At 67.7% G+C, this 11,016-nt stretch carries 10 protein-coding genes; 8 read left to right on the forward strand and 2 right to left on the reverse strand.

Annotated elements, in window-relative coordinates; translation table 11 throughout:
• Window positions 1-4: 4 nt before the first annotated feature.
• Window positions 5-640 carry a sterol desaturase family protein gene (locus D0B54_RS05485; RefSeq protein ID WP_117289945.1) on the forward strand — a complete coding sequence of 212 codons (636 nt, stop codon included), beginning with the start codon at window positions 5-7 and terminating at the stop codon, window positions 638-640.
• 75 nt (window positions 641-715) lie between these two features.
• On the opposite strand, the gene D0B54_RS05490 is transcribed toward D0B54_RS05485, so the two are convergent.
• On the reverse strand, window positions 716-1,837 hold the full coding sequence (locus D0B54_RS05490; protein WP_117289947.1) for an acyl-CoA dehydrogenase family protein: 1,122 nt from the start codon (window positions 1,835-1,837) through the stop codon (window positions 716-718).
• Between the two features lies 1 nt (window position 1,838).
• Window positions 1,839-3,038, reverse strand: coding sequence for an acyl-CoA dehydrogenase family protein (locus D0B54_RS05495; RefSeq protein ID WP_117289949.1), 1,200 nt, complete (start codon window positions 3,036-3,038; stop codon window positions 1,839-1,841).
• A 225-nt stretch (window positions 3,039-3,263) separates the two neighbouring features.
• On the opposite strand from D0B54_RS05495, the gene D0B54_RS05500 reads away from it, so the two are divergent.
• The 7 genes from D0B54_RS05500 to D0B54_RS05530 all read left to right on the forward strand — a co-directional run bounded on the left by D0B54_RS05500 (window position 3,264) and on the right by D0B54_RS05530 (window position 10,979).
• Window positions 3,264-5,351, forward strand: a complete 2,088-nt coding sequence (locus tag D0B54_RS05500; protein WP_117289951.1) for a 3-hydroxyacyl-CoA dehydrogenase NAD-binding domain-containing protein — start codon at window positions 3,264-3,266, stop codon at window positions 5,349-5,351.
• Window positions 5,352-5,501: 150 nt separating this feature from the next.
• Window positions 5,502-5,984 (forward strand): nuclear transport factor 2 family protein, encoded by a 483-nt coding sequence (locus tag D0B54_RS05505; RefSeq protein ID WP_117289953.1) that lies wholly within the window; start codon window positions 5,502-5,504, stop codon window positions 5,982-5,984.
• A 107-nt stretch (window positions 5,985-6,091) separates the two neighbouring features.
• The gene (gene miaB / locus D0B54_RS05510; RefSeq protein WP_117289955.1) at window positions 6,092-7,435 is read left to right on the forward strand and encodes a tRNA (N6-isopentenyl adenosine(37)-C2)-methylthiotransferase MiaB; all 1,344 of its coding nucleotides are present in this window, start codon (window positions 6,092-6,094) and stop codon (window positions 7,433-7,435) included.
• Window positions 7,432-8,436, forward strand: a complete 1,005-nt coding sequence (locus D0B54_RS05515; RefSeq protein WP_117289957.1) for a PhoH family protein — start codon at window positions 7,432-7,434, stop codon at window positions 8,434-8,436. Before miaB ends, D0B54_RS05515 begins: the two co-directional genes overlap by 4 nt.
• 23 nt (window positions 8,437-8,459) lie before the next feature.
• Complete coding sequence (gene ybeY / locus D0B54_RS05520) at window positions 8,460-8,876, forward strand: rRNA maturation RNase YbeY (protein ID WP_205527355.1); 417 nt, start codon at window positions 8,460-8,462, stop codon at window positions 8,874-8,876.
• A complete protein-coding gene (locus D0B54_RS05525) occupies window positions 8,866-9,738 on the forward strand; it encodes an HlyC/CorC family transporter (protein ID WP_117289961.1) in 873 nt (290 codons plus the stop codon). Before ybeY ends, D0B54_RS05525 begins: the two co-directional genes overlap by 11 nt.
• Window positions 9,735-10,979: an Lnb N-terminal periplasmic domain-containing protein gene (locus tag D0B54_RS05530; protein ID WP_117289963.1), complete on the forward strand. Its 1,245-nt coding sequence runs from the start codon at window positions 9,735-9,737 to the stop codon at window positions 10,977-10,979. The genes D0B54_RS05525 and D0B54_RS05530 overlap by 4 nt, the downstream gene beginning before the upstream one ends.
• Window positions 10,980-11,016: the final 37 nt, after the last annotated feature.

The raw sequence follows: 11,016 nt of genomic DNA on the forward strand, positions 1-11,016 counted from the left end.
CGTCATGATCGGCTTTCCCATTGCCCTGCTCACCGCCAACGCCTTCGAGTGGTACGCCCACAAGGCTTGGCTGCATGAGTATCCGTCCAGGCATCGCAACGCGCCCTTCTTCACGCATATCCGGCACCACAAGCGCGCACGCCTGAACGGTTTCCACGACGAGGGCTACCGCAACTCGATGTGGCGCGATCAGGAAATGTTCAACGAGAAGGTAGCGCTGATCGGTATCGCCACCGTCGCGACTCCTTTCGCCCCCGTCGCGCCGTTCTTCGTGCTGGGCGTCTACTACAGCGCCTGGAACTACTGGTCGACGCATTCCAAGGCCCATCTCGATCCGGAATACGCCCGGAAGCACATTCCCTGGCACCACGACCACCACATGAATGCCAACCAGGACGCCAACTGGTGCGTGACGCGCCCGTGGTTCGACTACATCATGGGCACGCGGGTGATCTCCGACCAGAGCGCCGCCGAAACCAATCCACTCGGCGTAAAACTGCCGGCCCTTGTCGAAAAGCGCGTCAACAGCCTGGCCCGCCGGTTCCTGCCGAAGGCTTACGCCCGCATCAAGGAGCGTTCGCAGGCAGATGCCGAGAAGCGCGGGACAGGTGTGGAGCAAGCCGTGGCGGGGATTGCCTGAGCAGCAAGGGCGGGTCAAGACCCGCCCTACGGACTCAACCAGCCATTGGGAGACAAAGGCAGCGCAGCTAATTTTTTACGCCGTCATCGCCTCGCCAAACTGCGCCACATGATGATCCACATCCCCAAACAGCAGCGTGATCATCGTCAGGCGCTTGAAGTAGTGCCCCACGGCCAGCTCGTCGGTCACGCCGATGCCGCCGTGCAGCTGCACCGCCTGCTGGCCGACGTAGCGCGCGGCGTTGCCGACCAGCACCTTGGCGCCGGAGATCGCGCGGCGGCGTTCGGCGGGGTCGGTGGCGCCGAGCTTGTCGGCGGCGAGGTAGCTCATCGAGCGCGCCTGCTCGGCGTGCAGGTACATCTCCACGGCGCGGTGCTGCAGGGCCTGGAAGCTGCCGATCGGCACGCCGAACTGCTTGCGCGTCTTCAGGTAGGTGACGGTGGCTTCGATCAATGAGCCCATGGCACCCACGGCCTCGGCGCAGAGCGCGGCGATGGCGTGGTCCAGGGCCAGTTCGATCTGCGGCAGGGCGGCGCCCTCGGCGCCGACCAGCGCATCGCTGCCGACGCGCACGTCTTTCAGCGTCACTTCGGCGACGCGGTGGCCGTCCTGCGCCGGGGTGTCGCGGCGCGAGACGCCAGGGGCTTTCGCATCGACCAGGAACAGCGAGATGCCCGCGGCGGTCTTTGCCGAGACCAGCAGCTGGTCGGCGGCGGCGCCGTGCAGCACCACGCTCTTGTGGCCGTTGAGGACCCAGGCATCGCCGTCGCGGCGCGCGGCGGTCTCGATGCGCGACAGGTCGTAGCGGCCGCCGCGCTCGTGATGCGCCAGCGCCAGGCGGGTTTCGCCGGAGGCCACGCCCGGCAGCAGCGCGGCCTGCTGCGCCTCGCTGCCGGCGCGCGCGACCAGTCCGGCGCACAGCACCACGGTGGCGACGTAGGGTTCCACCACCATGCCGCGGCCCAGGGATTCCATCACCAGCAGGGTGTCGAAGGGGCCGCCGCCGAGGCCGCCGTGTTCTTCCGGCAGGCCCACGGACAGCACGCCCAGGTCGGCCAGCTGCGCCCAGACCTCGCGGCTCCAGCCTTCCGTGGAATGGATGATGCCGCGGCGCTTCTCGAAGCCGTAGTCCTTGCGCACGTAGCGGTCGAGGGTGTCGCGCAGCTGCTGCTGTTCTTCGCTGAAATTGAAGTTCATATCAGAATCCCAGGATCATCTTGGAGATGATGTTGCGCTGGATCTCGTTGGAGCCGCCGTAGATCGTGGTCTTGCGGAAGTTGAAGTACTGGCCCGACAGCGGCACGCCGTAGTCGGGGCCGGTCAGCTCGCCGTCGTAGCCGTAGTCCATCGCGGCATGCTGCAGGGGCAGGGCGTCGTGGCCCAGGGCCTGCATCATCAGCTCGGTCAGGGTCTGCTGGATCTCCGAGCCGCGGATCTTCAGCAGCGAGGCCTCGGGCCCCGGCGCGCGCTTCTCCATGTCGGCGGCGATCACGCGCAGGTTGGTGATCTCCAGCGCCATCAGCTCGATCTCCACCTGCGCGATGCGGTCGCGGAAGCGGACGTCCTGCAGCAGCGGCCTGCCGTCGGAGCCGGGCTGCTGCGCCGCGATCTCCTTCAGGCGCTTGAGGCGGCGCTTGGAGCGGCCGACCTCGGCGATGTTGGTGCGCTCGTGGCCCAGCAGGTACTTGGCGTAGGTCCAGCCCTTGTTCTCCTCGCCGATCAGGTTGCCCACCGGCACCTCGACGTTCTCGAACCAGACCTCGTTCACCTCGTGCTCGCCGTCGATCATGATGATCGGGCGCACGGTGATGCCCGGCGTGTTCATGTCGATCAGCAGGAAGGAGATGCCCTCCTGCTTGCGCGCCTCGGCATTGGTGCGCACCAGGCAGAAGATCCAGTTGGCGTGGTGGCCCAGCGTGGTCCAGGTCTTCTGGCCGTTGACGATGTACTTGTCGCCGACGCGCTCGGCGCGGGTGCGCAGCGAGGCCAGGTCGGAGCCCGAGCCCGGCTCGGAATAGCCCTGGCACCACCAGTGCTCGCCGCTGCGGATGCGCGGCAGGTAGTACTGCTGCTGTGCCGGGCTGGCAAAAGCCATGATCACCGGGGCGACCATGCGCAGGCCGAAGGGCGAGAGGATCGGCGCGCCGGCGTCGGCGCATTCCTCCTCGAAGATGTGCTGCTGCGCCGCGTTCCAGCCCGGGCCGCCGAATTCCTGCGGCCAGTTGGCCGCCACCCAGCCCTGCTCGTGCAGCGCCACATGCCAGCGGAAGTAGTCGTCCTTCTGCAGGCGCTTGCCTTCCAGCACCTTGTCGCGCAGGTCTGCGGGCAGCTTGCTGTCGATGAATGCGCGGGCTTCGCCGCGGAAAGCCTCGTCCGCGGCCGTGAAATTCAGGTCCATGGGTCTCCTCCGGATTGCGGGCCGCAGCATAGGGCCCCACCCGCCCATCAAGCCAATGAATTGTATGAATCCGTCGCCATCAATCCGGTCGATGGCAAACCTGCGGGTCTCGCGGACAAACAATGAGCCATTCTTATTGGCGGGGATCAATATCATTCATTTGAATGATGATGCCACCCCCCGCTAGTCTCCAGAATCCAGAACAAGCCCAATCAGGAGAGCCCCATGTCCGTCTGCGACTACCGCAGCGACGGCGACATCGCCGTCATCTCGATGAACAGCCCGCCGGTCAACGGCCTGGGCCTGCCGCTGCGCGAGGGCATCGCCGCCGGCCTGCAGCAGGCCGCGCAGGACCCTGCGATCAAGGCCATCGTCCTGACCGGCACGCCCAAGGCCTTCTCCGGCGGCGCCGACATCCGCGAGTTCAACAGCCCGCTGATGCTGGCCACGCCGAACCTGCACGACATCCTCGTCAGACTCGAGGCCATGGAGAAGCCGGTGGTGGCCGCGATCTCGGGCGTCTGCCTCGGCGGCGGCCTGGAACTGGCCCTGGGCTGCCACTACCGCGTGGCCCTGGCCGACGCGCAGATCGCCCTGCCCGAGGTGAAGCTGGGCCTGCTGCCCGGCGGCGGCGGCACGCAGCGCCTGCCGCGCCTGGTCGGCGTGCAGACCGCGCTGGAAATGGTGGTGGGCGGCGACATGGTGCCGGCGGACAAGCTCGCCGGCACCGCGCTGTTCGACGAGATGATTTCCGGCGACCTCCTCGCCGGAGCCCTGGCCTTCGCCCGCAAGCTGGCCGCTGCCCGCCCGCTGCCGCGCGTGCGTGACCGCGAGATCAGCCAGCCCGACGCCGCCGCCTTCTTCGCCGCCGCGCGCGCGCAGGTGGCCAGGCAGGCCGGCCGCCTGCCGGCGCCGCTCAAGTGCCTGGAGTGCATCGAGGCGGCCGCCACCAAATCCTTCGACGAAGGCATGGAAGTGGAGCGCAAGGGCTTCGAGTTCCTGCTCAATGGCCCCGAGTCGCGCGCCCTGCGTCACGCCTTCTTCGGCGAGCGCGCCGCTGCCAAGATTCCCGACATCCCCGACAGCACCCCGCTGCGCCCGATCGACAGCGCGGCAGTGATCGGCGCCGGCACCATGGGCGGCGGCATCGCCATGAACTTCGCCAACGTCGGCATCCCGGTGCGCATCCTGGAGATGAAGCAGGAGGCGCTGGACCGCGGCCTGGGCGTGATCCGCAAGAACTACGAGAACCAGGTCAGGAAGGGCAAGCTGACGCAGGAGAAGCTGGACCAGCGCATGGCCCTGATCCAGCCGACGCTGGACTATGCCGACCTGGCGCAGGCCGACATCGTCATCGAGGCGGTGTTCGAGGACATGAACGTCAAGCAGGCGGTGTTCGAGAAGCTCGACGCCGTCATGAAGCCGGGCGCGATCCTGGCCAGCAACACCTCGACCCTGGACCTGGACCGCATTGCCCTGTTCACCCGGCGCCCGCAGGACGTGGTCGGCCTGCACTTCTTCTCGCCGGCCAACGTCATGCGCCTGCTGGAAGTGGTGCGCGGCAAGCAGACCGCCAAGGACGTGATGGCCACCGTGATGCAGCTGGGCCGCAGGATCCGCAAGCTGCCGGTGGTGGCCGGCGTCTGCGACGGCTTCGTCGGCAACCGCATGATCAACAAGTACAGCGCCGAGGCGATGGTGCTGCTGGAGGAGGGCGCGCTGCCGCAGCAGGTCGACGGCGCCGTCGAGCAGCTGGGCTTCGCCATGGGCCCGTTCCGCATGAGCGACCTGGCCGGCAACGACGTCGGCTGGTACATCCGCAAGCGCCACTACGCCGAGCACCCGGACATGCGCCCCAGCCTGATCGCCGACCGCGTCTGCGAACTGGGCCGCTACGGCCAGAAGACCGGCAAGGGCTGGTACGCCTACCAGCCGGGCGACCGCAACGCCCACCCCGATCCCGAGGTCGAGCAGATCATCCTCGGCGTGTCGCAGGAACTGGGCGTGCAGCGTCGCGCGATCCCCGACAGCGAGATCGTCGAGCGCCTGGTCTATGCCCTGGTCAACGAGGGCGCGCGCATCGTCGAGGAAGGCATCGCCCTGCGCGCCTCCGACATCGACATGATGTATCTCAACGGCTACGGCTTCCCGCTGCACCTGGGCGGCCCGATGCTCTACGCCGACCTGCAGGGCCTGGACCAGGTCGCCGCGCGCTGCCGCGAGTTCGCGAAGAATCCGCTGTCGGCGCCAGGGTTCTGGGAGCCGGCGGCTTTGCTGGCGAAGCTGGCGGCGGCGGGGAAGACGTTCAACTAAGCTGTGGGCTGCAAGTCCCCTCTCCCGCTGGCGGGAGAGGGCTAGGGTGAGGGTGGTGCAGCGGCGGTTACGCACAGTGCCTCCGAATGAAGGCTCCACCCTCACCCCAACCCTCTCCCGCCAGCGGGAGAGGGAGCCAAGGAGCCGTCCATGCACCGCAACGCCGAAACCATCGAGAAGTTCTACCGCGCCTTCGCCGCGCTCGACGCCGACACCATGGCCCAGTGTTACGCGCCCGACGTGGAGTTCCAGGACGAGGTCTTCACCCTGCACGGCAAGCGCGAGACCGTCGGCATGTGGTCCATGCTCTGCAAGGGCGTGCGCGAGAAGGGTGCCGACGCCTGGCGCCTGGACTACAGCGGCATCAGTGCCGACGACCGCAGCGGCCGGGCGCATTGGGACGCTCACTATCGCTTCACGGCCACCGGCCGCATGGTGCTCAACCGCATCGACGCCGAATTCAGCTTCCGCGATGGCCTGATCGTGGCCCATCGCGACCGTTTCGACTTCTGGGCCTGGTCGCGCCAGGCCCTGGGTGCCCCGGGCCTGCTGCTGGGCTGGACCCCTTTCCTGCGCAGGAAAGTGCAGGCCACGGCCTCCGGCAACCTGGATAAGTTCCTGAAAGGCACCTGAAAAACTTACAGCGGCGGGAATCGCCATGAATCGGCAGTTTTCCACTGTAATCTGTTGAAAAGGGGGTTCCGGTATAATCGGGGTCCCTCCCGGCTGTGCCTCCTGCGATGTCCAAGAAGCTGTACCTGATTACCTACGGCTGCCAGATGAACGAGTACGACTCGTCCAAAATGGCGGATGTGCTCGCAAAATCACATGGTTACGAGCGCACGCAGAATCCGGAAGAGGCCGATTTGCTGCTGCTGAACACCTGCTCGGTGCGCGAAAAGGCGCAGGAAAAGGTGTTCTCGGAACTGGGCCGCTGGAAGGACTGGAAGAAGGCCGACCCCGCACGCCTGATCGGCGTGGGCGGCTGCGTGGCCAGCCAGGAGGGCGAGGCCATCGCCAGCCGCCAGCCGCTGGTCGATATCGTCTTCGGCCCCCAGACCCTGCATCGCCTGCCGCAGCTGCTGGACAGCACCCGCGCCTCGCGCAAGCCGGCGGTGGACGTCAGCTTCCCCGAAATCGAGAAGTTCGACCGCCTGCCGGAGCCGCGCGCCGAGGGCGTCACCGCCTTCGTCTCGATCATGGAAGGCTGCTCCAAGTACTGCACCTTCTGCGTGGTGCCCTATACCCGTGGCGAGGAAGTGTCCCGCCCGCTGGACGACGTGCTGCTGGAATGCGCCCAGCTGGCGCAGCAGGGCGTGCGCGAGCTGACCCTGCTGGGCCAGAACGTCAACGCCTACCGCGGCCGCATGGGCGATACCGCCGAGCTTTGCGACCTGGCCCTGCTGATCCGCTACGTCGCCCAGATCCCGGGCATCGAGCGCATCCGCTACACCACCTCGCACCCGGCCGAGTTCACCGACTCGCTGATCGAGGCCTATGCCGAGGAACCCAAGTTGGCCAGCTATTTGCACCTTCCCGTGCAATCCGGCTCCGACCGCATCCTGGGCATGATGAAACGCGGCTATACCCGTGCGCAGTACATCGAGAAGATTCGCCGCATCCGTGCCGCGCGGCCGGGCCTGTCGCTGTCCTCGGACTTCATCGTGGGTTTTCCGACCGAGTCGGAAGACGACTTCATGCGCACCATGGACCTGATCGCGGAGTGCGGCTTCGACTGCGCCTTCTCGTTCAACTACAGCCCGCGCCCCGGCACCCCGGCGGCCAACCTGCGCGACACCGTGCCGGCGGAAGAGAAGTCGCGCCGCCTGCACCTGCTGCAGCAGCGTATCCAGCAGCTCGACGACGCCTTCAAGCAGTCCCTGGTCGGCAGCACCCAGCGCGTGCTGGTGGAAAAGCCCTCCAGGCGCGGCGGCGGCCAGATCGCCGGGCGCATCTCGCACAACCGCATGGTCAACTTCGACGGGCCGGAATCGCTGATCGGCCAGTTCGTCGACATCGAGATCACCGAGATGCAGACCAACTCGCTGCGCGGGCGCCTCGCCGCCGAGACGGTGGCGGCATGAAGAAGGGACCCGTGCAGGCGCGGCTCGACATGGAGCTGGTGCCGGACGAAGCCCAGCGCATCGTCAACCTCAACGGCCCCTTCGACGCCCACCTGCGGCAGATCGAACTGCGCCTGGGGATCGAGATCCGCAGCCGTGGCAACCGCTTCCAGCTGGTCGGCGCGCGCCCCGACATCGCCCGCGGCGAGCTGGTGCTGCGCGATCTGTTCGAGCAGACCGAGGACGACCTCGTCACCACCGAGCACGTCCACCTGGCCCTGGCCGAGCATGGCCCCGACCCGGAACTGGATGCCGCGGCCGCCGAGGAAGAGCGCAGCGCCACCGGCGAAGTGGTGGTGCGCACCAAGCGCGGTGTCGTGCGCGGCCGCAGCCTGCAGCAGAAGAATTACCTGAAGGCGATCGCCAGCAACGACATGAACTTCGGCATCGGCCCCGCCGGTACCGGCAAGACCTACCTCGCCGTGGCCAGTGCCGTGCAGGCGCTGGAGCGCGACCGCGTGCGCCGCATCGTGCTGGTGCGCCCGGCGGTGGAAGCCGGCGAGAAGCTGGGCTTCCTGCCCGGCGACATGGCCGAGAAGATCAATCCCTACCTGCGCCCGCTGTACGACGCGCTGTACGAGATGATGGGCTTCGAGAAGGTTGCGCGCCTGCTCGAGAAGAGCGTCATCGAGATCGCGCCGCTGGCCTTCATGCGCGGCCGCACGCTCAACGAATCCTTCGTGATCCTCGACGAGGCGCAGAACACCTCCGTGGAACAGATGAAGATGTTCCTGACGCGCATCGGCTTCGGCAGCGTCGCAGTGGTCACCGGCGACATGACCCAGGTGGACCTGCCCAAGCACCAGCTGTCCGGTCTGCGCCATGCCGAGCAGGTGCTGGCGACCACGCCGGGCATCTCCTTCACCCGCTTCCAGAAGGAAGACGTGGTGCGTCATCCGCTGGTCCAGGCAATCGTGCATGCTTACGAGCAGTACGAACAGCGCACGGAGACCCAGGCTTGAGCGCCGACATCAGCATCCAGCGCATGGTCCCCGCCGCCGGCATTCCGGCCGCCGCGAGCCTGCGCGGCTGGGCACTCGCCGCCCTCGGACGCGAGAAGGGCGAGCTGAACATCCGCATCGTCGGCGACGAAGAGTCCCGGCAGCTCAACCACCAGTACCGCGGCAAGGACAAGTCCACCAACGTGCTGTCCTTCCAGGGCGAGCCGGAGCTGGAAAGCCTGCCGGTGCTGGGCGACCTGGTCATCTGTGCGCCGGTCGTGGCGCGCGAGGCCGCCGAGCAGGGCAAGCCGGCCCGCGCCCACTGGGCGCACATGGTGGTGCATGGCTGCCTGCACCTGCTGGGCCACGACCACGAGCGCGACTCCGAGGCGCTGCGCATGGAAGCGCTGGAAACCCGTATTCTCAAGCGTCTGGGCTTTGCCAATCCGTATGAACGATAACGACGAACACAGTCCCAGGCCCGACGGCGCCGGCACTGCATTGCAGCGCTGGTGGCGTCGGGTGACCCACAACTTCGGTGGCGGCCCGCGCACGCGCGAGGAACTGCTGGAGGTTCTGGAAGAGGCGCGGGCGAGCGAGCTGCTCGACGCCGACGCGCAGGAGATGTTCGAGGGCATCCTCGACAGCGCCGAGACCCAGGTGCGCGACGTGATGGTGCCGCGCGCGCAGATGGTCACGCTGGAATCCGACTGGCGCCTGGACCGCATCCTCGGCGTGGTGGTCGAATCGGGCCACTCGCGCTTTCCGGTCACCGGCGACTCGCGCGACGAGGTGCTGGGCGTCCTGCTGGCCAAGGACCTGCTGAAATTCTCGTCCAGCGTGGAGGGCTTCGACCCCGCCACCTTCGACATGCAGCGCCTGCTGCGCCCGGTGGTGTTCGTGCCGGAGTCCAAGCGCCTCAACGTGCTGCTCAAGGACTTCCGCAAGTCGCGCAACCACATGGCGATCGTCGCCGACGAGTACGGCGGCGTCGCCGGCCTGGTGACGATCGAGGACGTGCTGGAGCAGATCGTCGGCGACATCGACGACGAGTACGACGAGGCCGAGGGTGCGCTGATCCTCAAGCAGGACGAGCGCCGCTTTCTGGTCAACGCGCTGACCACGATCGAGAACTTCAACGGCTACTTCGGCACCGACTTCCCGACCGACGAGTTCGACACCATCGGCGGCCTGGTGCTGCACCGCTTCGGACACATGCCCAAGCGCGGCGAGAGCGTGCGCATCGAACGCTTCAACTTCAATGTGCAGCGCGCCGACAGCCGCCGGGTCCATATGTTCCAGGTCACCCTGTCTCCGGCATGAACCGCCTGCGAGGTCTAGGCTTGGCGCTGATGCTGGCGCTTGGAGCGCTGTCGTCCGCGCAGGCACAGCCGGTCATGGAAACTGCGCCGGCCGCCGTGGAAGGGCGCCCCGCGCCCGCCATCATGCTGCTGACCTTCTCGCCGGGTCCGGTCTACTGGCAGCGCTTCGGCCACAATGCCCTGCTGGTGCGCGACATCGCCAACGGCGAGGACCGGGTCTACAACTACGGCATCTTCGACTTCCACCAGAAGAATTTCTTCCTCAACTTCGCGCGCGGCCACATGCAGTACCGCCTGGCGGTGGAGCCGCTGGCCGACACGCTCGCGCAATACCAGCACGAGGGCCGCTGGGTGCAGGCCCAGGAGCTGGACCTGGAACCCGCGCAACGCCGCGAGCTGGCGGCCTTCCTGGCCTGGAATGCCCGGCCCGAGAACGCCGACTACCGCTACGACTACTTCCGCTCCAACTGCTCCACGCGCGTCCGTGACGCCATCGACCGGGCCATGGGGGGCGACCTCAAACGGCAGATGCAGGGCAAGCCCACCGGCGTCAGCTACCGCTTCGAGGCCACCCGCCTGATCGCGCCGGTGCGCCCGCTGTTGCTGGGCATGGACGCGGTGATGGCTGGCGGCGGCGATGCGCCGATCGACCTGTGGCAGCAGAGCTTCGTGCCGATGGTGCTGATGGAAGCGCTGCGCAGTGTGCGCCTGCGCGATGCCGGCGGCGCCGAGCGGCCGCTGCTGCGCGGCGAGGCAAGCGTGCTGGACAGCACGCTGTATCCCGAACCGAAGCGCCCGCCGGCGCTGCTCCTGCCGCTGGCCGGCCTCGGCCTGGTGCTGGCCGCAGGCCTGCTGCTGCTGTCGCGCCTGCGCCGCCACGCGCCGGCCCGCTGGACCCTGGGCAGCCTGCTGCTGCTGCTGAATCTCGCCGCCGGACTCGGTGGCCTGATCCTGCTGGCGACCTGGTTCCTGACCGACCACTGGGTAATGTGGCGCAACTTCAACCTTCTGCTGTTCAGCCCCTTGTGCCTGCTGTTGCTGCCGGCTGCCTGGGGGCAGTTCCGTGCCCTGGCCCTGCCGGGCCGCGTCGGCCGGGGGGTGGCGCTGATGGTGCTGGCCGGTGCCGCCCTGGCCCTGCTGCTGCCGGCCCTGCCGGGCGCGCAGCAGAACCTGCACTGGGTGGCGCTGTGGCTACCCCTGCATGCCGCCCAGGCCTGGATCCTGGCGCGGCGGCGGGCCTAGTGCCGGGAACACCGCCGCCGCGCGGTGGTCTGAGCTG

It is taken from the genome of Solimonas sp. K1W22B-7 (genome assembly GCF_003428335.1).
In the GTDB taxonomy this organism is placed as follows: Bacteria; Pseudomonadota; Gammaproteobacteria; order Nevskiales; family Nevskiaceae; genus Solimonas_A.

Bases quoted from the DNA above. Each gene is read 5' to 3' on its own strand.
- D0B54_RS05485 (WP_117289945.1), top strand. From the start codon at position 5: ATGATCGGCTTTCCCATTGCCCTGCTCACCGCCAACGCCTTCGAGTGG.
- D0B54_RS05490 (WP_117289947.1), bottom strand. From the start codon at position 1,837: ATGAACTTCAATTTCAGCGAAGAACAGCAGCAGCTGCGCGACACCCTC.
- D0B54_RS05495 (WP_117289949.1), bottom strand. From the start codon at position 3,038: ATGGACCTGAATTTCACGGCCGCGGACGAGGCTTTCCGCGGCGAAGCC.
- D0B54_RS05500 (WP_117289951.1), top strand. From the start codon at position 3,264: ATGTCCGTCTGCGACTACCGCAGCGACGGCGACATCGCCGTCATCTCG.
- D0B54_RS05505 (WP_117289953.1), top strand. From the start codon at position 5,502: ATGCACCGCAACGCCGAAACCATCGAGAAGTTCTACCGCGCCTTCGCC.
- miaB (WP_117289955.1), top strand. From the start codon at position 6,092: ATGTCCAAGAAGCTGTACCTGATTACCTACGGCTGCCAGATGAACGAG.
- D0B54_RS05515 (WP_117289957.1), top strand. From the start codon at position 7,432: ATGAAGAAGGGACCCGTGCAGGCGCGGCTCGACATGGAGCTGGTGCCG.
- ybeY (WP_205527355.1), top strand. From the start codon at position 8,460: ATGGTCCCCGCCGCCGGCATTCCGGCCGCCGCGAGCCTGCGCGGCTGG.
- D0B54_RS05525 (WP_117289961.1), top strand. From the start codon at position 8,866: ATGAACGATAACGACGAACACAGTCCCAGGCCCGACGGCGCCGGCACT.
- D0B54_RS05530 (WP_117289963.1), top strand. From the start codon at position 9,735: ATGAACCGCCTGCGAGGTCTAGGCTTGGCGCTGATGCTGGCGCTTGGA.